Below are 21,498 nucleotides of genomic sequence, written 5' to 3' on the forward strand. Positions count from 1 at the left end.
AGACAGCGCTGAGGCAGAGTGCGGCTAGAAGGCGTCGCGCACCTGCTGGCGGAAGTCCGAGGGCTTAGCCAGCTGGTCGCGGACCACGAAGTCGCGCATGCGCCGGGCTAGCGCCGGGGTGAGCTGCGTGCGCGCCTGGGAGCCCAGCACGGCGTCCCAGTACCAGAAGGTCTCCTCGAAGTAGTTGTGTCCGTGCCCGCCGGGCACGTTGAGGGAATTGATCTGATCCAGCGCCACCTGCCAGAAGGTGATGAAGGGATACCACCGCAGGCGTGGGAAGGTGTCTGCGTGCAGTGTGGGCGGGGTGGGCTCGCGCAGCCAATTCGGGCGGGCGTAGATGAGCTTGCTGTCCCACCAGACGATGGGATCCGAGGCGTGCTGGGCCACCGCCACGCGCGGGCGCTGCCAGATCTCGTAGGGCTTGCCAAAGGCGTCGTGGGTCATGTGGTGCGGGACGGCGGCAAAGCGCAGGTGCTCGCCGCCGTCGATAAGCGGCAGCCGCTCCAGGGAGCCGCGGTCGCGGCGCAGGCGGCGCATGAAGGTGGTCATGCGCGGCGGGCCGCTGAACATGGCGCCGTCGCAGGATTCCAGCAGCTCGTCGAGGGAGTCGAAGTTCTCCACGATGGCGTAGCAGCCCAGGGATTCCCCGGCGAGGTAGAGCTTGGGGCGGTCGTCGGCAGGCAAGGCATCGATGGCCTCGCGCACCGCGCTGAGCAGCTCGCGGGCGGCGGTGATGCTGACGTCCTTGTCCACCACCCAGGAAAAGACGGAGGGCAGGTAGTCATACTGCATGGTCACCGTGGCGCAGTTGCCGCGGGTGAGGAACTCGTAGGCCGAGACCGAGTAGTTGTTGATCCAGCCCGAGCCCGCCGGCATCTGGATGACGATGGTGTCGCGGCGCAGCGCCCCGGTGCGCTCCATCTCCGCCACGGCGTGCCGCGCCGCCGCCTTGGGTCCGCGCCCGCGCACCAGCCCGATGTAGATGCGGATGGGCTCATGGGCGCGCTCGAAGAGCATGACCTCCTTGATGTCCTGGGCGCGCGGGCCACGGTCGAGGAAGGCGCGACCCTGGGAGCCCACCGCGGTCCAGGGCTCGTGGGACCACGGGCTGCCGGAGCGCTCCGGCTCCCAGGGCATCGCGGAGCCGGGGTAGACCAGCTTGTTGAGCGCCAGCGCGTTGTGGGAGGCGGAGTGAATGAAGCGCCGCCAGAGTACGCGGTCGCTGACCAGTGCCGCGGCGTAGCCCACCGCCCCGCCGGCCAGGGGCCAGGCCACCCAGCGCGGCAGCCAGCGCTGGGCCTGGCGGCTGAGTTGCGTGACGGCGAGCTGCGTGGCCTCCCCGAGCACGAGGAGGGCGGCGTAGCCCGCGGTGCCCACGGCCAGGCCCAGGGCGGCGGTCTGGGGCCCGCGGTCGAGGTACTTGTCCACCAGGCGGGCCTGGGCAGCCTGGTTGCGCAGCGAGCGCGCGCCCACCGCCACGGTGATAACGCCCAGGACGTAGTAGGAGTAGCGCCGCGTGGTGGGGGTGACGTGATCCTGCGGGCGTTTGCCCAGGGCCCTGAGCCCCGCCTTGGTGAGGAAGGCCGCCGTGGAGGCCGCGAGGTGCCCGGCGCCCTGGCCGATGGCCACGTTGGCCGCGGTCACCCACCAGGGGCGGGGCAGGAGGGAGGGGGAGACGGCGGCCCAGGTGGCCACTTCGGCGCCGAAGATACCGGGCCACATGTTTTGTGGCAGGCGCCGGCGGCCCGTCATGCGGATGCCCGGGGTGAGATCGCCGACCAGCTCGAGGCTAAACAGCGCAGCTTCCAGTGTGTACTTGGCTGCGGTGAGAGCGATGCGGCGGGCGAGTCTACGCATGGGCACTATTGAACCAGCAACACCGCGGGTGCGCAGCACATGCCCGTTCGGGCCTAAATATGTGAGATCGGACAACCGATAGTGTGAGATCGGGCTTTCGGCGAGCGGATTTCTGAGAGCAGGGGCACAATGGGAGCCATGGGAAATCATGTGGGAAACAAAGTCGTACTCATCGGCGCCGGCGACGTTGGAGTCGCCTACGCCTACGCCTTGGTTAACCAGGGCACCGTGGACCATCTAGCCATCATCGATATCGACGAGAAGAAGCTCGAAGGCAACGTCATGGATCTCAACCATGGCGTGGTCTGGGCGCCCTCGCGCACGCGCGTGACCAAGGGCACCTACGAGGACTGCCAGGACGCCTCCATGGTGGTCATCTGCGCCGGCGCCGCTCAGAAGCCGGGTGAGACCCGCCTGCAGCTGGTGGACAAGAACGTGGCCATCATGAACTCCATCGTGGGGGATGTCATGGCCAACGGCTTCGACGGAATCTTCCTCGTCGCCTCCAACCCGGTGGACATCCTCACCTACGCCGTGTGGAAGGCCTCCGGCCTGCCGCACCACCGCGTCATCGGCTCCGGCACCATCCTGGACTCCGCCCGCTACCGCTACATGCTCTCCGAGATGGATGACGTCGCCCCGACCTCGGTGCACGCCTACATCATCGGCGAGCACGGCGATTCCGAGCTGCCGGTGGTCTCCTCCGCCAACATCGCCGGCGTCTCGCTCTCGCACCGTTCCGAGGAGGATCCGGGCTACAACGAGCGCATCGAGAAGATCTTCGAGGACACCCGCGACGCGGCCTACAAGATCATCGACGCCAAGGGCTCCACCTCCTACGGCATCGGCATGGGCCTGGCGCGCATCACTCGCGCCGTCATACAGAACCAGGCCGTGGCGCTTCCGGTCTCCGCCTACCTGCAGGGTGAATACGGCAAGGAGGATGTCTACATCGGCACCCCGGCCATCATCGACCGCAACGGCATCAACCGCGTCATCGAGCTGCAGCTCGATGATCACGAGCAGGAGCGCTTCGACGCCTCCTACGAGACGCTGAACTCGATCAAGGAAGAAATCTTCAGCTAGTGAACATCGTGGCCCACAGGGGATACTCCGGAAAATACCCGGAGCTATCCCCTCTAGCATTTGAAAAAGCCCTTGAGCTGCCCATTCACGGCATCGAGTGCGATATCCGGCTCAGTGCCGACGGCAAAGTGGTGATCAACCACGATCCCACCCTCGAGCGCACCGCCGGGCACCCAGGCCGGGTCTCCCGCATGACCTGGGAGGAGCTGCGCGGCGTCGACATCGGCGAGGGCCAGCGCATGTTGCTTCTCGACGAACTCCTGGAGATGCTCGAGGGCAAACCCCACCACATCTACATCGAGACCAAGCACCCCTCCGGGCAGGGTGACATCCTCGAGGAGCAGCTTGTGCTGCGCTTGCGCTACGCCGGGCTTCTCGACGACCCCCGTATCCACATGATCTCCTTTTCCCACAGCGCGATCCGGCGGATGCACACCCTGGCTCCGCAGGTGGACCGCTTCTACCTGCGCCGCGATTGGGAGCGCCACATCAACACCCCCGATATCCTGCTGTCCCAGCCCACCGGCCTAGGCATGTCGCTGCTGCGCGGCAAGGTGCAGCCCAATGCCATCGGCGCGCACGGCCTGCCCACCTACATGTGGACCATCGACAAGCCTGAGGACATGAAGTGGGCGTGGTCCAACGGGGTGGACATTCTGGCCACGAACCAGCCAGAAGTGGCCCTGCACGCCATCGAGCTCTAAGAACCAGGTAAATTGTGTAGCTATGGCCAAGAAGAAAAAGAACAACGAACAGCTGCCGGAGGGCATGTCCCGCCGCCAAGCTAAGTTCGCTGCCCGCGCCGCCGAGCGCGCTGCCCTGGAAAAGGATCCCCGCCCCTTCGGCGGTTTTGCCGCTGAGGCTGACCTCGTGGCGCTGCAGGAATTCGTCCCCTCCGCTTTTGCCAAGCTGAGCGTGAAGGGCTTTGACCGCGACGTCTACGTGGCAACCGTGCTACCGGGTGCCTCCGCCGCTCTCATCCGCGATGAGGAGTTCGGCGGCGATGCCTTCGTGGGCCTGCAGGTGCAGTCCCACACCCACAACCCGGGCCGCGACCTGGCCTTCGCCCTCAACTGGGTGAAGAACAGCGAGCCGGGCGCCACCCTGGAGTCCACCGCGGCTGACGGCTCCCAGCCGAAGCTGGAGGAGCTGCTGGATACCGACGCCGAGCTCGAGGTCACCGTCTCCCAGGACTTCGGCTGGTGGATGCCTGAGGGTGCACAGATCACCCCGCAGGTGGCCCAGTCCCTGAAGATGGCCAACGATTCCGTCATCGAGTCCCACAAGGTGGGCGAGGAGATCACAGGCGTGGCCTACTGGGCTAACGCTGGCGGCGGTAAGGCACACATCCGCTGGGTTCGCCCGAGTGACGATGAGAACGCCTTCCTCAACGCGCTGGCCCGCGTGGCTGCGAGCGGCAAGCTCAACCTGGGGGAGGGTACCAAGTTTGCTGGTGTCTTCCGCACCCACGGTCTCATCGCCCCGGTCTTCGACCTCAAGCCGGAGGTGGACTACAACTCCTACGAGGCCGAGTTGGCCCGCGTGGACAAAGCCATCGAGGCCGAGCTTTCCAACGACGCCCAGCTCACCGCCGATGAGCGCAAGCAGCTGGAGAACATCAAGTCCCGCCAGGTGACCCTGCGCTAGAACAACCCAGCACGAGCCAAGGCTGTGGGAAGAAAACACACGATTTTCTTCCCACAGCCTAACTTTTGGTGTTTTCGCGCTCTGATCGATGTAGCGACAAAGCAGTGTAGTGGCCTTCATTGGAGAGCCCTTGAACAGTGCTTGGGTCTGTGGGGCTTAGGAACCGTTGTGAGTTCGCCGATAAGCCACTCCCACGACACCTTTAAGATAGAAGACGAGAAGTCAGGCAATGTGAAAGTGGCAGGCCATGGAGCACCTTGAAGAAAGAGATGGAAAGTGGGTCATGACCGATGACTGGGACCCCGCCATTTTTGGTCAAAGACTAAATGAGCTTTTAAAGCATTACGAAGCCAGTGAGAACCAAGTCACCCCTGAGGATATCGAGGTTCGAGCAGTCTGGTGCACGACCTCGCGCATATTTGCCGTATTCTCAGTTAAGACGCCCAAAGGACTCGCCTTCGTCGGGATGGAAACGTATCCCATACCTGGTCGCGGCTTCCTTTCTGAACGTCAAAGCGCAGTTCACGCCTGGGGAAACCAGCTCGCCGGGGATCCTTTCATCGACGAATTAGAGTTCTCCGCTGGCGATAAAATTCACTGGTTCATAGGCGTAAACCCGAATGTGCCGCAGCACTTTTCTGACATCAAAGCTTTGGAAGCCGAAGTATACCTGCCCTCCACCCCACATGATGCCTAGGGGAGCTCTGCAACCCAGTACTCCTTTTTCGGTCGATATTACGTTCCAAGTTGAACCATTGTGGGGCTACATCGCTGCCGTCATTCGTCTCATGCAGCGGATACATCGTTTTCACCCCACGCGGCACGGACGCACCTTTCACCCATACCGTATACTCCACTACTCCCCGAAGCGTGAATGATCGCCCAGTACCGATTCGTTCGCCGTCACTGATGCGTAATGCCTCGTAAATCGGCGTTTCATAAACACGGTCAGCCTCTTCAACTCGATCGATGCACAACCCATTGAAATAGCTTCTTATCGAGTAAAGATTCTAGATTCCGTGCTTGTGATAAATCTTGTCATAGCCCCAGGGTCCCCCTCGCTTTGCATTTGGCGTGTACCATCCTCGCCGTAGCACGATGGGAAAACCACACTTGTCTCGAGTGGACAAGACTATTGCGTCTGTGTAGGCGTTTCCTCCAGCTTCTGAGGCGGCGTGGAGTACGGGGCCGTCTTGGTCAAGTCCGCCCCCGGGGAGGAAGTCGGGGAAGAGTTTGTCGAGTTGTTGGCCATGGATGTTTCCTTTTTCAAAGGTTTGTTTCTTCCATCCGTCAAGTTGCTTGTGTGTGGGGCTATTTATAGGTACTTGTTGAAGCGGTCGGGGTAGGCCACGGCCATCTGGTTGATGGCTTGTTTACAGCCGGAAACTCGTGCTCCTCAAAAGCCGAAGTAGCCTTCAGTAACTCATTGGTGCTGACGGTTATTTTCTTAAATGGGAAAGCCCTGACGTAATCTTGCGCAGTATCAAGGAAGCTTCTGATGCAGCGAGAAATACTCTCACTCGTTCAAGAAGGGTGGTCGGATAAAGAGATCGCCGAGAAATTGCACTATGCCGAGGTAACTATCCGGAAGAAAGTAGCTGCATTGAAGGTGCATTTCGGTGCGAGGAACCGGACAGAGCTGGCATGTAAGACCTGGCGCACGCAGCCGGAATCTAGCTAATTGAGCGGCCAGAAATAGAGGCTCGGTGCGGGTTGAGACCGGCTAACGCAGCGAGTCCCACAGACCTTGGGCGGCGGCGTCGTCCCACAGCACCACGTTGCCCACCTCGGTGTCCTGGAAGCCGCCCACGGGCACGGTCTCGGTCTCTACGCCGCTGGCCATGGCCAGGGCCACGCGGGCCAGGTGCCAGACGTGATCCTTCTGGCCCACGATGAAGGAATCCGCGGTGTGGTTGACCAGGGAGACGGCGCGGAAGGGGTTGATGAGCGTGGCGGGCGAGGTCACCTTATCTAGCAGCGCGGCGAAGAACTCGCGCTGGCGCTGGACGCGGTCGAGATCGCCCATCGCGGTGGCGCGGGTGCGCACGTAGCCCAGTGCGTTGGGGCCGTTGAGCTCCTGGCAGCCGGCTTGCAGGTCGATGCCGGCCAGCGGATCGTTGATGGGCTCCTCCACGCAGATGTCCACGCCGCCGACGGCGTCCACGACGTTGGCCAGCCCACCCATGCCGATCTCCGCGTAGTGATCGATGTGCAGGCCAGTGGAGTGCTCCACCGTCTGAGTGAGCAGCTGCGCACCGCCGTAGGTGAAGGAGGCGTTAATCTTGTCCCAACCAAAGCCGGGGACCTCGACGTAGCTATCGCGGGGGATGGAGACCAGCTTGGCCTTGCCGGAGGAGGGAATGTGCAAGAGCATGATGGTGTCCGTGCGGCCCACACCGATGTCGCCGCCGGTGCCGAGCTCAGCCTGTTGTTCCTCCGTGAGCCCCTGGCGGGAATCGGAGCCGACGAGCAGCCAGTTGGTGCCCGCGGTGTTGGCCACCTGCTCCTCCGGCATGGCCTCGATGCGGGTGAGACGGGAATCCGTCCACAGGCCAAAGGCCAGGGTGAGCACCAGGATGATGGTCACCGCCCAGCCAAAGCAACCCAACCCGCGCTTGAGAGGGTTGACGCGCTTGCGGCGGCGGTGAGGGCGGCGTTGTCCAGGTTGCCCAGGCTGCGCATAGGAGCGCGGCACGGGCTGCTGCGGCGGTGCCTGCTGGTAGCTGGGCTGATAGTCCTGCTGGTATTGGGGCGGGTAAGGCTGCTGGTAGCGCTGGTGCTGTGCTTGCTGGTAGCCGGGGTGCCGCGGCTGCCGCTCAGCCATGTAGGCGTCGACGTCGAAGCGGGTTTCTTCGGCGCGCTGCTGCTGCGGCGGGCGCTGGGCGCGGCGCGACGGCTGAGTGTTCTGTCTGCGGTGTCCGCTGCTGGCGGCAGGGCGGCGGCGCACGGGGCGGCCGTAGCGATCCCGCAGCGGGCGGCCGTCGGCGCCCAGGACGTAATCGGCAGAGTTGGCGGTATCGCCGGCATCGCCGGCGCGGCGAGTCTCGCGCTCTGGGTCACGTCCTTGATCAGTCATGCGCATTACTGTACAACGAAACCCCACCAGCCCCAGGAGCGGAGGCACGCAGCGGGGGCGCCGCGGCGATCACTCGGAAGGCATTTACTGATCACGAGTTGAGCACTAGAAGAGGAGGGCGTAACCGCAGAAGGCGATGGCGTCGATAAGAAAGTGCCCGATGATAAGTGGCCACACCCGGCCGGTCTTGTGGAAGTACCAGGCGTAGACCACACCCATGGCGATGTTGCCCAGGCCAGCGGAAACCCCCTGGTAGAGGTGGTAGCTTCCGCGCAGGATCGCGGAGGCGGCGATGGCGGCGGGCACGCCCCAGCGGGCCTGCCTGAGCCGGATGCACAGCCACATGACCACAATGATCTCCTCGGCAAAGGCATTGCCCGCGGATTTAAGAAGCAGCGTGGGCAGCTCCACCCAGGCGTTATCGAAGGCCGCCGGCACCACCTCCTTGGTTAGCCCGAAGTGCAGCGCGCCGAGGTAGAAGGCCAGCCCCGGCAGCCCAATGACGGCCGCCAGCCCCATCCCGTGCCACCAGTCGCGGGAGCGCACACGCGGCCAGCGGCCCAAGAGATAGAGGCCCAGCGCACCCCAGGCAAAGAGCACGGCGGCACTGCACAGCTGCAGGCCAAGATCGAGCAGCGCGGTGGTGGACTGGGTGCCGTTGAGGGTGACGGACTGCTCGTTGAGCGGGGCGGGGTTGAGGAGGGCGTCGGCAAGCCGCAGGGCCGCGCGCACCCCGGAGATGCCGAAGGTGACGGTGAGGACGATGAGGATCTCGGCGTAGATGCGGCGGGTGCGCAGCTGCTCAGTGTGTGGCGGCCCAGATCTTTGTGGCTCAGTTTCTCGTGGTTCAGTCATGCAGCACCCGCGCTAAGCCGAGGAGGCCGGCATCATCCAGGGTGATGCCGCCGAGCTGCACGCCCACCGGCGGGTGGTTGGGTACCGGCCAGGGCAGGCTAATGGCGGGCAGGCGCGCGACGTTGAAGAGTGAGCCCCACGGGGACCAGCGGGTTTGCGCATCGAAGTTCTCCTGATGGTCCATGGCCTGGAAGGTCCCGCGCCGCGGGGGATCGCTGGTGAGCACGGGGGAGAGGAGGGCATCCACCTGCCAGTGCTGGGCCAGCAGCCCCGGCAGTGCTGCGGCGTGGGCCTGCGCGGCGGCGAACTCCGCGTCGCTGACCTGCTGGCCGCGCTGGCGAATCCACGCGGCGTAGCCCTCGGCCTCCTCGAGCCCGGCCAGCTTGCGGGTGAAGATGTGCTGGAAGGCCTGGAAGGTCTCCGCGGCCTGGGGGTAGGGCGATATCGCCACGGTCTCTACTCCTGCGCCCTCGAGCTGGGCGGTGGCCTCGCGCACCGCGCGCAGCATGTGGGCATCCACGGCGACCTCCGCAAAGAGGGGCTCGGTGAGCACGCCCACGCGCACGCGCTCCAGCCTGGGGCTGAGGTTGTGCAGCAGCGCGGTATCAGCCACGCTGCGGGTGATAAATCCCTGGACGCTGAGATCCTCGCCGGAGGGCTTGAAGCCCACCACGCCGCAGGCAGCAGCGGGCACGCGGATGGAGCCGCCGCCGTCAGAGGCGTGCGCGGCGCGCAGCAGGCCCCGGGCCACCTGCACCGCCGCCCCGCCGGAGGAACCGCCCGGGGTGCAGCCGGGGTAAAGGGGATTATCCGGGTGCGGCAGGCCCACCGGCTCGGTGTCTACGCGCAGGCCAAGCTCCGGCGCGGCGGACTTGCCCACGATGGTTGCCCCGGAGTCCTCGAGCTCCGCCAGGAAGGGATCAGTCTCCTCCGCGAGGTAGGCGCGCTGCGCGTGCCCCAGGGTGGTGGGCATGCCGGCGACGTCATTGAGATCCTTGGCGGAGAGAATCCAGCCGCTTAAACGCCCGCGGCCGCGCGGGCCGCGGCGCAGATCGAGGTAAGTGAAACCGTGCTCCTCGGCGCTGAGACCGGCGAGATCCTCGCGCAGTTTTTCCAGGCTAAACTCCATGGCGGCTTAGTCTAGTGGGATAAAGTGACCTCCATGCGTAGCACCATTGCGTTCCTGGGCCCGGCCGGCACCTTCACGGAGGCGGCCATGCAGCGCTTTGCGCCCTTCGTGGGGGAGATCGAGCCGCTGCCGGTGGCCTCGCCCTCCGAGGCGCTGGCCGCCGTGCGCGCCGGGCGGGCCGACTACGCCTGCGTGGCCATCGAGAACTCCGTCGACGGCGCAGTGACCGCCACCTTCGACGCCCTCGTGGAAGGCGAACCGGTGCAGATCTACCGGGAGGTGGATCTGCCCGTGGCCTTTTCCATCATGGTGCGCCCGGGCACCGAGGAGATCCGCAGCCTGGCCACCCACCCCGTGGCCTACCAGCAGATCCGCGGGTGGCTGGAGCAGAACCTGCCGGAGGTGAGCTTTGTGCCGGAGTCCTCCAACGCGGCGGCGGCCGAGGCCGTGGCCCAGGGCAGGGTGGACGCCGCGGCTGCCCCGGCCCGGGCAGCGGAGATCTTCGGGCTGGAGGAGATCGCGCGCGATGTCGCCGATATCACCGGGGCCACCACGCGCTTTGTGCTGGTGGGGCCGGTGGGAAAACCCACGGCACGCACCGGGCATGACCGCACCTCGGTGGTGTTCACCCTGCCCAACGAGCCGGGCTCCCTGGTGGGCGCACTGCAGGAGTTCGCCCACCGCGGGGTGGACCTTTCCCGGATCGAGTCGAGGCCGGTGCGCACGGTCTTTGGCAACTACCGCTTCCACCTGGACCTCATCGGCCACATCGAGGACCAGCCCCTGGCGGAGGCTCTGCGGGCGCTGTGGCTGCGCGCCGAGGAGCTGATGTTCGTGGGTTCCTGGCCTTCGGTGGCGCAGATGGGGGAGGCCCCGCGGGATCTGCGCCGCCTGGCGGAGGCCGATGCCTGGGTAGCGAAGGCGCGCAACGGCCAATAACCTGGTGCCATGACCGGAAGAATCATCATGCTGCGCCACGGCCAGACCTTTTCCAACATCAACCGCCGGATGGACACCCGGCCGCCGGGCGCGGAGCTGACCCAGCGCGGCCGTGATCAGGCGGCGAGCGTGGGGCGCGAGCTGGCGGAGTTCTGCGCGGGGCGCACCGTGCGCTTCGCGTGCTCGGTGGCACTGCGCGCCCAGCAGACCGCCATGACGGCCATGCAGGAATACGTCGCGGCCATTGGTGGGGCGGAGCTGCCTGTCGACGTCCTCTGGGGCCTGCACGAGGTCTTTGCCGGGGACCATGAGATGAGCGGCAGCGAGGACACCTACCGCGAGTACATGGGCGCGTTGCGCGGATGGTTGGCCGGCGACGAGCACGCCCGCATGCCGGGCGGGGAGAACTACCTCGACGTGCTGGATCGCTTCCGCCCGCAGTTGGAGCGCATTGCGCAGGATCTGCGGGAGGACGAGGACGTCGTGGTGGTCAGCCACGGCGCTGCGATCCGCGTGGCCACCGCGCACGCCTGCGGGGTGGACCCGGATTTTGCCTTCAGCGGCTACCTGCCCAATTGCCGCTTCACGGTGATGGAGCCGGGCGGCGCGGACTTTGGCCAGTGGCGGCTGACCCGCTGGGTCGACACCGATATCTAGGTAGCGCGATCTCTAGGTAGCCCGTTAAGGGCTACCCCCAGCCCAGCTCGTGCAGCCGCTCCTCCTCGAAGCCGAAGTAGTGGCCCACCTCGTGGAAGACGGTGACCTCGACCTCGTGGGCGAGCTCCTCCTCGGAGTGGCACATGGCCATGAGCGCTTCCCGGTAGATGAAGATGGCGTCGGGAAGAAAGCCGGTGTGATCGAAGGTGCGCTCGGTCAGCGCGACGCCTTCGTAGAGCCCGAGCAGGGTGGGGTCCTCGGGGTTGTGATCCTCGATGAGGATGACCACGTTGCGCATGCGGTGGACAAACTCGTCGGGGATCTTATCCAGCGCCTCGCCCACCATCTCCTCGAAGCGCTCCTCGCTGACCAGGTACATCGGGCTTAAGGTGCCGGTGTCGGCTCGGGCTGATCTGCCGCGGGGTTCGGGGCTGGGGCTTGGGCGCTCGGGGTGCGCAGCGGGTTGCGCTTGGGCTGCTCGGTGGGCGGGGCGCCGTTGATGGTCAGCGCCTCACGCCCGCCGGTGGCCGAGCCGATGATCTCGGAGAAGGAGCCCTCGTTCGGGTGCATGAGTGAGCAGTTCACCGAGCGGGTGCCGGCGTCCCAGGCCTCCTTGCTCAGCGCGCCCCAGAAGGGCTGTAGCGTGGATTGATAGAGGTTCTCCTCGCTGCCGAGGTACTCAATCGCCGCTTCGGTGCACGTGGAGGAGAGGTAGGAATCTAGGTCCTCGGGCGCGGGGTAGCCGTCGGGGTAGTGCTCGGCGAGGTTGACCACGGAGACCGTCTCCAGCTGGTGGGGCTTGGAGCAGTCCACGGTGCGCATCACCTGCTGCTCGTCGATGGCCTGGCATTCGCCCTGCTTGGCGACGACCGCCTGATCCACCTCGGCCACCTTCCCCGAGGTCTGCTGGGGAACGCCGTTGGCGTCGGTGGTCTGCAGCCCGCACAGCAGGGTGCGGTCGCCGCTGGCCCAGGCTGCCTCCGGCGGGAGGATGGAGGCCACGTCGAAGCGGCCGTTGGGGTCCCAGGCGCCGTCGAGGTAGCTCAGGGTAGGCGCGGCGCAGAGCTCGTCGCGCAGCGCGTTTTGGCGGGTGACGTCGGGGCGCGCGGCCTTGGGGCCGAACTCGCTGGTGGGGTAGGTGCCCAGGTCCTGGCGGGCGGAGACCTCGAAGCGGTGCGGCTTATCGCAGGGGGTCTGGCTGAAGTTGGACACGCTGCCGTCGGCGTTGATGTCCCAGTTCAGGCAGGCCCCGGCGTCGGCGGAGACAAAGGAGGCTACTTCGGCGTTGGTGGGGTCGCTGACCTGGCTGCCGTTGACGGTTCCGTCCCGGCCGGCGGTGGTGCTATCCGTTGGGCTGAAAAGCCCGTAGGCCCCCAAAAACGCCGCGGCTGCCAGCGCGGCGACGAGGAACAAACGGACGGCAAAAGCTGAACGCCAGGGTGAAGTAGTGCTCATAGGATTCCCTATCGTACCCTCCTGCCTGCGCTTCACCGCGTGCTAAACCTTGCGCGTCACCCGCGAGGTGAGGCGGTAGCGGTCGGGGCGGTAGACCGAGGAGCACCATTCCACCGGGCGGTCCCCGGAGCGTGAGCAGCGGGTGACATGCAGCAAGGGGGTGCCGGGGGAGACATCGAGAAGCGGGGCAACGTGCTCGTCCGCCAGCACGGCGCTCACGGACTGATCGGCCTCGGTCACGGGGACGTCGAAGGTGGAGTCCAGGATGGCGTAGACGGAGTTATAAATGTCATTTTCCAGCAGAGTGGGCGCGTAGGTGGAGTTGTACCAGGCGTCGTCGATGGAATAGGGCTCGCCATCGCCCAAGCGCAGGCGGCGCAGGTGGGTGTGGGGCACGGAGGGATCCGTGTGGAAGAAGCCGGAGACCTCCTCCGGGGCGGGGCTGCGCTCGCTGAGCAAGATCTTGGAGGAGGCGTGCACGTGCTGGGCGCCCATCTCGTCGGAGAAGGAGGCCAGGTGCAGCCGGGAGACCAGCGGGTTGGGGGCCACGAAGGTGCCCTTGCCACGCACTCGGCGCAGGCGGCCCTCCGCCACCAGATCACCGATGGCGCGGCGCACCGTGATGCGGGAAACACCATAGGTGTCCTCGAGGATGCGCTCGCCGGGCAAGATGTCCCCCGGCTTGAGGGTGGTGCGGCACAGTTCTGCGAGGATATCGCGCAGTTGGGCGTGCTTGGGGATGGGGCCTTCGGTGATGGAGTGGGCAACCATAATGACCATGATAATTCCCTGGTTATTACCAGTGCAAGGACTTATGAGTGGGGTAAAGTAAACGGCGTGATTGATCTGAAATTTCTCCGCGAGAATCCCGATGTAGTCCGTGCCTCCCAGGTCAACCGTGGTGAGGACCCCAGTCTCGTTGACCGGCTCATCGCCGCAGATGAGGAGCGTCGCGCGGCGATCGTCAAGGCCGATGAGCTGCGCTCGGAGCAGAAGGCCTTTGGCAAGAAGATCGGCCAGGCCTCCCCCGAGGAGCGCCCCGCTCTGCTCGAGGGCTCCAACGAGCTCAAGGCCAAGGTCAAGGCCGCCGGTGATGAGGTCACCGCGGCGGAGGCCAAGGTCACCGAGCTGCAGTACCAGATCTCCAACGTGGTGGAAGGTGCTCCGGCCGGCGGCGAGGATGACTTCGTGGTCATCGAGGAAGTGGGCGAGCGTCCGAACTTCGACTTCACCCCGAAGGATCACCTGGAGCTGGGTGAAACGCTGGGGCTTATCGACGTCAAACGTGGCACCAAGGTGGGCGGCGCCCGCTTCTACTTCCTCACCGGCGACGGCGCCTTCCTGCAGCTGGGCATGCTCATGCTCGCCGCGCAGAAGGCACGCGAGGCCGGCTTCAACCTCATGATCCCGCCGGTGCTGGTGCGCCCCGAGGTCATGCAGGGCACCGGCTTTTTGGGCCAGCACTCCGACGAGGTCTACTACCTGCCGGCCGATGATCTTTACCTGGTGGGTACCTCCGAGGTGGCCCTGGCCGGCTACCACCAGGATGAGATCATCGATCTCTCCAACGGCCCGCTGCAGTACGCCGGTTGGTCCTCCTGCTTCCGCCGCGAGGCCGGCTCCCACGGCAAGGACACCCGCGGCATTCTGCGCGTGCATCAGTTCGACAAGCTGGAGATGTTTGTCTACTGCAAGCCGGAAGACGCCGAGGAGATGCACCAGAAGCTGCTGGCCATGGAGAAGGAGATGCTCGCCGCCATGGAGCTGCCCTACCGCACCATCGACATCGCCGGTGGTGACCTGGGCTCCTCCGCCGCCCGCAAGTTCGATAACGAGGCGTGGGTGCCCACCCAGGACACCTACCGCGAGCTGACCTCCACCTCGAACTGCACCACCTTCCAGGCCCGCCGCCTGTCCATCCGCTACCGCGACGAGAACGGCAAGACCCAGTACGCCGCCACCCTTAACGGCACCCTGGCCACCACCCGCTGGCTCGTGGCCATCCTGGAGAACCACCAGCAGGCCGATGGCTCCGTGGTGGTTCCGGAGGCACTGCGCCCGTTCGTGGGTAAGGACGTTCTTACCCCGCGCTAAGGGGTACGCATCCCTGGGAGAAGCATGAGCCAGTTGAGCAACTTTCTATACAGGAAAATCACCACGATTGCCCGCGCTGTCACGCTGGCTCAGGGACTGAAGTTCCGCGCCACCGGTGAGGAGTACATCCCCGCCACCGGCGGCGCGGTGCTGGTGTGCAACCACACCGGCTACATGGACTTCGTCTTCGGCGGCTTCCTGCCCTACCGGCGCAAGCGCCTGGTGCGCTACCTCACCAAGGCCGGGGTGTTCAAGGTCCCGGTGCTGGGCAAGGTGATGACCTTCCTGGGGCACGTGCCGGTGGACCGCATCGACGGCGGCGAGTCCATGCAGCAGGCCGTGCGCCTGGCCAAGCAGGGCGAGCTGGTGGGCGTGTTTGCGGAGGGCACGATCTCGCGCAGCTTTGAGATCCGCCGCATGCGCTCGGGAGCGGCGCGTATTGCCTACGAAGCCGATGTACCGATCATCCCGATTGTCATCTTCGGCTCCCAGCGCCTGTGGACCAAGGGCCACAAGAAGCACCTGGGCCGCACCAACACCCCGATCTTCATCAAGGGCCTGGAGCCCATGCGCGCTACTGGCGACGCCGACGCCGACACCGCCGAGATCCGCCGCCGCATGCAGGAGGCCCTCGAGGGGCTGTGGGCGGACTACGAGGCGGAGTTCGGCCCCATGCCCGCCGGGGAGTACTGGGTGCCGGCCCGCAAGGGCGGCGGAGCGCCCACTCTGGAGGAGGCCGAGGCTCAGGACCTGGAGGTCGAGTCCGAGCGCTACCGCGTGCGCCGCCTGCGCGATGACCTCGTGGGCCTGAAGGAAAGGGTCACCGAGGCCACCACGGAGCTGGTGCGCGACCGCCTGGCCATCACCGCCAAGCCGCACTCCGGGGAGGTTACCCGCACCGCCTCGGAGAACCTGGAGTGGGTCAAGGACAACCTCAACGCCGTGGTGGAGGAGGCCACCCGCGGGCTCGACGAGGGTCGCGAGAAGGTCACCGAGATCATGAACAGCCTGAAGATGGAGATCGCCGAGGCTCAGGCCACGATGAGCGCTAGCAGCAAGGAGATCTTCGCCGGCTCCATGGTGGAGCAGGGGCTGCTGGCGGCGGCCACGCAGTCGCGGCTCATCGTCTCCCGGCTGCCGCACCGCATGAAGGCGCACTACTCCCGCATCCCGCGGGTGCTGGTGGCCGATGAAACCGCGCTGAACTACGAGGTGGACGCCCTGACCAGCCGCCTGCGCGGCGCGCTCAACGCCATCTACCCGGAGGCGCAGGTGCTGGTGCTCATGTCCGCGCAGGAGGCCACGCGGGCCGACTCCATCTTCGCCGACGTGCCGCAGGCGCTGTGGCGCGTGGAGCACAATGGCGCGGTGATCACGCAAAGCGGCGACGTCATGGCCATCCACCCCATCGAGCCGCAGCGCGTAGCCGCAATCGAGAGCGCCGCGGCCGAGGGCGGGCTGCAGGTGACCTGGCACCGCGAGGGCGAGCACGTGGTCTCCGGTGTGGCCGTAGGCACGCAGGACGGCGTGCGCGAGGCGCTCGGCGAGGCCGCCGACGGCCTGTACCTGGCCGATGACCTACACGGGGTCTCCATCACCGCGGCCACCCGCGCGGAGGCCGTCGACGAGATCTGCGAGTTGCTCAGCGCCGAGCGCGAGGAGGCCGTGGCCTTCGTGAGCGAGCAGGCGGACTGCTGCTTCGTGGGCGAGCAGGGCGTGGTGGCCCTGGAGACCGCCCCCATCGAGTTGGTCAAGGCGGCGCAGTCGGTGACCTACTCCGCCGAGCGCGCCGGCATGGCCGAAGTACTCGAGGCAATGGGTAGGCTGCAGCAGAAGAAGTAGGCACCCGCGGCCGCCGCAATGTCACCCGAGCCACCCCTGATGGGGGTGGCTTTCTTTTTTGGCTAACTTAGCAGTTTCGCAAAAGACACTGGTTACGCGAACGAAACCTACGTGTGAGTAGGGTAACTGTGAAGCCTGAGCGGTGAGACCTAACATAGGTGCAAGAAGCCCGAGGTCTATGCGGGCGTCACAACAACGCTACTGGCTGCGGCGAGAGGTTAGCGGCGGTAATGAGAGAGGAGATGAGGTCAGCAATGGCCACTTTGAGTAAACAGCAATTCAACCCCGACTACTACGCCCAGGCATGGGAGAACTACGGCACCGAAGAGTATGACGTCGTCATCATCGGCGGCGGCTCCGTCGGCGCCGGCGCTGCCGTCGACGCCGCCACCCGCGGCCTGAAGACCGCCGTCATCGAGGCCCAGGACTTCGCCGCCGGCACGTCATCCCGTTCCTCCAAGATGTTCCACGGTGGCCTGCGCTACCTGGCCATGTTCGACTTCCGCCTGGTGGCCGAGTCCCTCCACGAGCGCGAGCTCAACATGGCTACCCTGGCCCCGCACCTGGTCAAGCCGCTGAAGTTCATCTTCCCGCTCACCCACCGTGTGTGGGAGCGCGTCATGATGTTCGGCGGCTTTACCCTGTATGACCTCATGGGCGGCGCCAAGAGCGTTCCCATGCAGAAGCACCTCACCCGCCGTGGCGTGCTCAAGGTCGCCCCGGGCCTCAAGGAGAACGCCGTCGTCGGTGGCGTGCGCTACTACGACACGCTTGTCGACGACGCCCGACACACCATGACCGTCCTGCGCACCGCCGCAGAGTACGGCGCCAGCGTGCGCCCCGGCACCGAGGTCATTGGCTTCGAGAAGGACCGCTCCGGGCGCATCACCGCCGCCAAGGTCCGCGATGTGGCCAGCGGCAAGGAAACCACCGTGCGCGGCAAGGTCTTCATCAACGCCACCGGTGTGTGGAATGACAAGATCCAGGAGCTCGCCGGCGTCGAAGGCAAGTTCACCGTCCACGCCTCCAAGGGCGTGCACATCGTGGTGCCCAAGGCCGCCCTCGACTGCGAGGCCGCCCTGTGCTTCGTCACCGAAAAGTCCGTGCTCTTTGTCATCCCGTGGGGCGAGTACTGGATCATCGGCACCACCGACACCGACTGGGAAAAGGGCCTGTCCCTGCCGGATCCCGCGCCCACTAAGACCGACATCGACTACATCCTGGACCAGGTCAACCAGCGCGTAAAGCGCCCGATCGGCCGCGAGGACATCGTCGGCGTCTACTCCGGCCTACGCCCGCTGCTCTCCGGCAAGTCCGACTCCACCACCAACCTTTCGCGCAACCACGCCGTGGCCAAGGTTGCTCCGGGCATGGTTTCGGTGGCCGGCGGTAAGTACACCACCTACCGCGTCATCGGCAAGGATGCCGTGGACTTGGCCATCAAGGACATCCCCGGCGGCTACAACATCCCCGAGTCCATCACCGAACGCACCCCCATCCTGGGCGCCGAGGGCTACCACGCCTTGGCCAACCAGGTCTCCGCGCTGGCCCGCCAGTACAACCTGAGCGAGTCCTTCATCGAACACCTCCTGGGCCGCTACGGCTCGCTGATCGACGAAGTCCTCGCCCCCGCTGCCGAGGACGCCTCCCTGCTGGAGCCGGTCCCGGGCGCTGAGAGCTACCTGTGGGCCGAGGTGCGCTACGCCGTCACCCACGAGGGCGCGCTGCACCTGCAGGACATCCTCAACCGCCGCCTGCGCGTGGCCATCGAGTTCGCGGATCGCGGCGTGAATGCTGCGGAGGGCGTCGCCAAGTTCGCCGCCCCGCTGCTGGGCTGGAGCGAGGAAGAGACCGCCCAGCAGGTGGCGGAGTTCAAGCGCCACACCGAGGCCGAGCTGGCCGCCGAGGCAGCGCTCACTGATAAGGAAGCCAACGACATCATCGTGGGCGCATAACAAGAAAGACGACATATATGACTGGAATGGATGCCTTCCTCTGGGAGTTCATCGGAACTGCCCTCCTGATGCTGCTGGGCAATGGCGTGTGCGCCGTGGTCAACCTGCGCACCTCCGCCGCCCGCGGCTCTGACTGGATTGTCATTGCCCTGGGCTGGGGCATGGGCGTGTTCATCGGCGCCAGCGTGGCCGATCCCACCGGCGGACACCTCAACCCCGCCGTGACCATCTGGGCCGCGGTGTCCGGTGGCCTCGAGTGGCGCCTCGTGCCCTACTACATCGCCGGCCAGCTGCTGGGCGCGATGCTGGGTGCGCTGCTGGCCTGGCTCACCTTCAAGCAGCTTTTCGACGCCAACAACCTCGACGAGGAAGGCAACGTCACCGGGGCCAACGCGAATACCAACGGAATCTTCTTCACCAAGCCGGCCCACCCGAACAACGGCTGGAACGCGGTGACTGAGTTCATCGCCACCTGCGTGCTGCTCATGTTCATCGCCTTCGGGCCCACCGGCGGCGAGCTTGGCCCGCTGAAGTACTTCGCGGTGGCCTTCGTGGTGGTCTCCATTGGCCTGTCCCTGGGCACGCCGACTGGCTACGCCATCAACCCCGTGCGTGACCTCGGCCCGCGCATCATGTACGCCTTTGTCCTGCCCATCAAGGACAAGGGCAGCGCCAACTGGTCCTACGCATGGGTGCCCGTCGTTGCCCCGTCGCTGGCCGCCGTGGCGGTTGGCCTGCTGACCTTGGCCCTCTAGCCAGCACACCCCGAGAGAGGAGAAAGAACAGATGAGCACCAAGAAGTACGTCGCGGCGATCGATCAGGGAACCACCTCGACCCGCTGCATCATTTTCAATCACGACGGCGAGCAGGTTTCTGTCGGCCAGTTCGAACACGAGCAGATCTTCCCCGAGAAGGGCTGGGTCGAGCACGACCCGGCAGAGATCTGGAACAACACCCGCCGCGCCGTCGGCGAGGCCATCGCCGAGGGCGACATCAACATTGAGGACGTCGCCGCGCTGGGCATTACCAACCAGCGTGAGACCACGGTGGTGTGGGACAAGAACACCGGCGAGCCGGTGTACAACGCCATCGTGTGGCAGGACACCCGCACCACCGGCATCTGCAAGGAGTTGGCAGGCGAGGAAGGTGCGGATAAGTGGCGCCGCCGCACCGGCTTGGTCATCAACTCCTACCCGGCGGGCCCCAAGATCAAGTGGATCCTGGATAACGTCGAGGGTGCCCGCGAGCGCGCCGAGGCCGGCGACCTGCTCTTCGGCACCATCGACACTTGGCTTCTGTGGAACCTCACCGGCGGCGCCGAGGGCGACGGCGACGAGCCCGCCCTGCACGCCACCGACGTCACCAATGCCTCGCGCACGCTGCTCATGGACATCGAGAAGCTCGAGTGGGACGAGGAGCTGTGCAAGGCCATGGACATCCCGATGTCCATGCTGCCGGAGATCCGCCCCTCCCTGGGTGACTTCCGCACCGTGCGCGAGCGCGGTTCGCTCTCCGGCGTGCCGATTCGCGCCATCCTCGGTGACCAGCAGGCCGCCATGTTTGGCCAGGGCTGCTTCCGCCCGGGCTCGGCAAAGAACACCTACGGCACCGGCCTGTTCCTGCTGCTTAACACCGGTACCACGCCGAAGTTCTCGGAGAACGGCCTGCTGACCACCGTATGCTTCCAGCGCGAGGGCGAGCGCCCTGTGTACGCGCTGGAGGGCTCGGTGTCCATGGGAGGTTCCCTGGTGCAGTGGCTGCGCGATAACCTGCAGATCATCCCCAACGCCGCGGCGATTGAGAACATGGCCCGCTCGGTCAAGGACAACGGCGGCGTCTACATCGTGCCGGCCTTCTCCGGCCTGTTCGCGCCCTACTGGCGCGCGGATGCCCGCGGCGTCATCGTTGGCCTGACCCGCTTTGCCAACCGCAACCACATCGCCCGCGCGGTGCTGGAGGCCACGGCCTACCAGACCCGCGATGTCGCCGACGCCATGGTGGCGGACTCCGGCGTGGAGATCACCGAGCTGCGCGTCGACGGCGGCATGACCCACAACGAGCTGCTCATGCAGTTCCAGGCCGACGTCCTCGGTGTCGAGGTGCATCGCCCAAAGAACGTGGAGACCACCGCCACGGGTGCGGCCTTCGCCGCCGGCCTGGACGCAGGCTTCTGGGAGGACCTCAGCGTTCTCAAGAAGGATGCCGAGGTCAAGGTGTGGAAGCCGCAGATGGATTCCGAGGAGGTCGCCGCCCTTTACCGCGACTGGAAGCGCGCCATCAAGCGCTCCCTCAACTGGGAGGATGATGCTGACGACGACATGATCGTCTAAGCGCCCCACCCGGCCCCTGCCTGTGGATAACTTCGCCTCGCGCGGGAGTTATCCACAGTTTTGCCTCTCGCGCAGATTTTTCTCTGGTGCGTGCTTGACGGCTGTCTTTAGTCTCGGGGTCATGAACGAACAGTTAGAGGCGTATCTCGCCGCCCAGTCCGCGGGCATGGCTATCATCCAGGGCGCAGCCGGGCTATCGGCCCCCCAGTTGGAGGAGGCTGGCTGCAGCAAACGCGAGGCCGAAGAGTTGGTGCATTTAGCTCAGGTCTACTTCGGGCCGACCAGATACACGAGGCGGCAGCGTAAGGCCCAGGCCACCACACACAGCCTGTCCACCCTGAAGTTGATTGAGTCTTATGCCAAGAAGGTTAAGGGTAAGGATGCTGCCTGGCAGCTGCGCCTGAAACTCTTGGCGTTGACAACCAGTCAGCAGATCATTGCTACTGCCCGCAAGGAGCTCAAAGCCTTGCGCACACCCCGTGAGGAGGGTGTGAAGATTCGCCGGGATAGGAACGGCATTTCGCTGCTGACGGTGGCTGCTCGGGATTCTGAGCTTATCGAGGTCTACAACAGCC

General features: G+C 65.6%; 19 protein-coding genes and 1 pseudogene. 13 read left to right on the forward strand and 7 right to left on the reverse strand.

Annotated elements, in window-relative coordinates:
- Nucleotides 1-24: 24 nt before the first annotated feature.
- Nucleotides 25-1,857 carry an alpha/beta-hydrolase family protein gene (locus Q4E25_RS10055; protein ID WP_303156710.1) on the reverse strand — a complete coding sequence of 611 codons (1,833 nt, stop codon included), beginning with the start codon at nt 1,855-1,857 and terminating at the stop codon, nt 25-27.
- 138 nt (nt 1,858-1,995) lie between these two features.
- Between Q4E25_RS10055 and Q4E25_RS10060 the strand changes: the two genes are divergently transcribed.
- The 5 genes from Q4E25_RS10060 to Q4E25_RS11450 all read left to right on the forward strand — a co-directional run bounded on the left by Q4E25_RS10060 (nt 1,996) and on the right by Q4E25_RS11450 (nt 6,271).
- On the forward strand, nt 1,996-2,943 hold the full coding sequence (locus tag Q4E25_RS10060; protein ID WP_303156712.1) for an L-lactate dehydrogenase: 948 nt from the start codon (nt 1,996-1,998) through the stop codon (nt 2,941-2,943).
- Nucleotides 2,943-3,647 carry a glycerophosphodiester phosphodiesterase family protein gene (locus Q4E25_RS10065; protein WP_303156716.1) on the forward strand — a complete coding sequence of 235 codons (705 nt, stop codon included), beginning with the start codon at nt 2,943-2,945 and terminating at the stop codon, nt 3,645-3,647. The genes Q4E25_RS10060 and Q4E25_RS10065 overlap by 1 nt, the downstream gene beginning before the upstream one ends.
- Before the next feature lie 22 nt (nt 3,648-3,669).
- Nucleotides 3,670-4,590 carry a DUF5926 family protein gene (locus Q4E25_RS10070; protein ID WP_303156719.1) on the forward strand — a complete coding sequence of 307 codons (921 nt, stop codon included), beginning with the start codon at nt 3,670-3,672 and terminating at the stop codon, nt 4,588-4,590.
- 247 nt (nt 4,591-4,837) lie between these two features.
- Nucleotides 4,838-5,287, forward strand: a complete 450-nt coding sequence (locus Q4E25_RS10075; protein ID WP_303156721.1) for a hypothetical protein — start codon at nt 4,838-4,840, stop codon at nt 5,285-5,287.
- 801 nt (nt 5,288-6,088) lie between these two features.
- On the forward strand, nt 6,089-6,271 hold the full coding sequence (locus Q4E25_RS11450; RefSeq protein ID WP_368502630.1) for a response regulator transcription factor: 183 nt from the start codon (nt 6,089-6,091) through the stop codon (nt 6,269-6,271).
- Nucleotides 6,272-6,313: 42 nt separating this feature from the next.
- On the opposite strand, the gene Q4E25_RS10080 is transcribed toward Q4E25_RS11450, so the two are convergent.
- From Q4E25_RS10080 to Q4E25_RS10090, 3 genes are all read right to left on the reverse strand, one after another.
- A complete protein-coding gene (locus Q4E25_RS10080) occupies nt 6,314-7,666 on the reverse strand; it encodes an LCP family protein (protein ID WP_303156723.1) in 1,353 nt (450 codons plus the stop codon).
- 105 nt (nt 7,667-7,771) lie between these two features.
- Complete coding sequence (locus Q4E25_RS10085; protein ID WP_303156725.1) at nt 7,772-8,521, reverse strand: CPBP family intramembrane glutamic endopeptidase; 750 nt, start codon at nt 8,519-8,521, stop codon at nt 7,772-7,774.
- Nucleotides 8,514-9,650: an amidase gene (locus tag Q4E25_RS10090; protein WP_303156727.1), complete on the reverse strand. Its 1,137-nt coding sequence runs from the start codon at nt 9,648-9,650 to the stop codon at nt 8,514-8,516. The genes Q4E25_RS10085 and Q4E25_RS10090 overlap by 8 nt, the downstream gene beginning before the upstream one ends.
- Before the next feature lie 33 nt (nt 9,651-9,683).
- Here Q4E25_RS10090 and pheA point away from each other — a divergent pair, with 33 nt between their 5' ends.
- Complete coding sequence (gene pheA, locus Q4E25_RS10095) at nt 9,684-10,589, forward strand: prephenate dehydratase (protein ID WP_303156729.1); 906 nt, start codon at nt 9,684-9,686, stop codon at nt 10,587-10,589.
- A 9-nt stretch (nt 10,590-10,598) separates the two neighbouring features.
- A complete protein-coding gene (locus tag Q4E25_RS10100) occupies nt 10,599-11,246 on the forward strand; it encodes a histidine phosphatase family protein (RefSeq protein WP_303156731.1) in 648 nt (215 codons plus the stop codon).
- A 31-nt stretch (nt 11,247-11,277) separates the two neighbouring features.
- Here the strand turns inward: Q4E25_RS10100 and Q4E25_RS10105 are convergent, their stop codons facing one another.
- The 3 genes from Q4E25_RS10105 to Q4E25_RS10115 are packed head-to-tail and all read right to left on the reverse strand — an operon-like array spanning nt 11,278 to nt 13,472.
- Complete coding sequence (locus tag Q4E25_RS10105) at nt 11,278-11,625, reverse strand: metallopeptidase family protein (protein WP_303156732.1); 348 nt, start codon at nt 11,623-11,625, stop codon at nt 11,278-11,280.
- 5 nt (nt 11,626-11,630) lie between these two features.
- Nucleotides 11,631-12,701: a septum formation family protein gene (locus tag Q4E25_RS10110; RefSeq protein WP_303156733.1), complete on the reverse strand. Its 1,071-nt coding sequence runs from the start codon at nt 12,699-12,701 to the stop codon at nt 11,631-11,633.
- A gap of 42 nt (nt 12,702-12,743) precedes the next feature.
- Nucleotides 12,744-13,472, reverse strand: a complete 729-nt coding sequence (locus tag Q4E25_RS10115) for a GntR family transcriptional regulator (RefSeq protein ID WP_303156744.1) — start codon at nt 13,470-13,472, stop codon at nt 12,744-12,746.
- A gap of 66 nt (nt 13,473-13,538) precedes the next feature.
- On the opposite strand from Q4E25_RS10115, the gene serS reads away from it, so the two are divergent.
- The 6 genes and pseudogenes from serS to Q4E25_RS10145 all read left to right on the forward strand — a co-directional run.
- Complete coding sequence (serS, locus tag Q4E25_RS10120) at nt 13,539-14,795, forward strand: serine--tRNA ligase (RefSeq protein ID WP_303156735.1); 1,257 nt, start codon at nt 13,539-13,541, stop codon at nt 14,793-14,795.
- A gap of 24 nt (nt 14,796-14,819) precedes the next feature.
- Nucleotides 14,820-16,637, forward strand: coding sequence for a 1-acyl-sn-glycerol-3-phosphate acyltransferase (locus Q4E25_RS10125; protein ID WP_303156737.1), 1,818 nt, complete (start codon nt 14,820-14,822; stop codon nt 16,635-16,637).
- A gap of 254 nt (nt 16,638-16,891) precedes the next feature.
- A complete protein-coding gene (locus tag Q4E25_RS10130) occupies nt 16,892-18,592 on the forward strand; it encodes a glycerol-3-phosphate dehydrogenase/oxidase (protein WP_303156738.1) in 1,701 nt (566 codons plus the stop codon).
- Nucleotides 18,593-18,609: 17 nt separating this feature from the next.
- Complete coding sequence (locus Q4E25_RS10135) at nt 18,610-19,347, forward strand: MIP/aquaporin family protein (protein ID WP_303156740.1); 738 nt, start codon at nt 18,610-18,612, stop codon at nt 19,345-19,347.
- 31 nt (nt 19,348-19,378) lie between these two features.
- A complete protein-coding gene (gene glpK / locus Q4E25_RS10140; RefSeq protein ID WP_303156742.1) occupies nt 19,379-20,923 on the forward strand; it encodes a glycerol kinase GlpK in 1,545 nt (514 codons plus the stop codon).
- Between the two features lie 121 nt (nt 20,924-21,044).
- A pseudogene (locus tag Q4E25_RS10145) lies at nt 21,045-21,498 on the forward strand (HNH endonuclease); the annotation flags it as partial.

The organism is Corynebacterium sp., assembly GCF_030532325.1.
In the GTDB taxonomy this organism is placed as follows: domain Bacteria; phylum Actinomycetota; class Actinomycetes; order Mycobacteriales; family Mycobacteriaceae; genus Corynebacterium.

Coding starts and splice junctions, on each gene's coding strand:
- Q4E25_RS10130 (WP_303156738.1), top strand. CDS start 16,892: ATGGCCACTTTGAGTAAACAGCAATTCAACCCCGACTACTACGCCCAG.
- Q4E25_RS10115 (WP_303156744.1), bottom strand. CDS start 13,472: ATGGTTGCCCACTCCATCACCGAAGGCCCCATCCCCAAGCACGCCCAA.
- glpK (WP_303156742.1), top strand. CDS start 19,379: ATGAGCACCAAGAAGTACGTCGCGGCGATCGATCAGGGAACCACCTCG.
- Q4E25_RS10055 (WP_303156710.1), bottom strand. CDS start 1,857: ATGCGTAGACTCGCCCGCCGCATCGCTCTCACCGCAGCCAAGTACACA.
- Q4E25_RS10070 (WP_303156719.1), top strand. CDS start 3,670: ATGGCCAAGAAGAAAAAGAACAACGAACAGCTGCCGGAGGGCATGTCC.
- Q4E25_RS10080 (WP_303156723.1), bottom strand. CDS start 7,666: ATGACTGATCAAGGACGTGACCCAGAGCGCGAGACTCGCCGCGCCGGC.
- Q4E25_RS10110 (WP_303156733.1), bottom strand. CDS start 12,701: ATGAGCACTACTTCACCCTGGCGTTCAGCTTTTGCCGTCCGTTTGTTC.
- Q4E25_RS10100 (WP_303156731.1), top strand. CDS start 10,599: ATGACCGGAAGAATCATCATGCTGCGCCACGGCCAGACCTTTTCCAAC.
- Q4E25_RS11450 (WP_368502630.1), top strand. CDS start 6,089: ATGCAGCGAGAAATACTCTCACTCGTTCAAGAAGGGTGGTCGGATAAA.
- Q4E25_RS10125 (WP_303156737.1), top strand. CDS start 14,820: ATGAGCCAGTTGAGCAACTTTCTATACAGGAAAATCACCACGATTGCC.
- Q4E25_RS10075 (WP_303156721.1), top strand. CDS start 4,838: ATGGAGCACCTTGAAGAAAGAGATGGAAAGTGGGTCATGACCGATGAC.
- Q4E25_RS10085 (WP_303156725.1), bottom strand. CDS start 8,521: ATGACTGAACCACGAGAAACTGAGCCACAAAGATCTGGGCCGCCACAC.
- Q4E25_RS10135 (WP_303156740.1), top strand. CDS start 18,610: ATGACTGGAATGGATGCCTTCCTCTGGGAGTTCATCGGAACTGCCCTC.
- Q4E25_RS10060 (WP_303156712.1), top strand. CDS start 1,996: ATGGGAAATCATGTGGGAAACAAAGTCGTACTCATCGGCGCCGGCGAC.
- Q4E25_RS10090 (WP_303156727.1), bottom strand. CDS start 9,650: ATGGAGTTTAGCCTGGAAAAACTGCGCGAGGATCTCGCCGGTCTCAGC.
- Q4E25_RS10105 (WP_303156732.1), bottom strand. CDS start 11,625: ATGTACCTGGTCAGCGAGGAGCGCTTCGAGGAGATGGTGGGCGAGGCG.
- pheA (WP_303156729.1), top strand. CDS start 9,684: ATGCGTAGCACCATTGCGTTCCTGGGCCCGGCCGGCACCTTCACGGAG.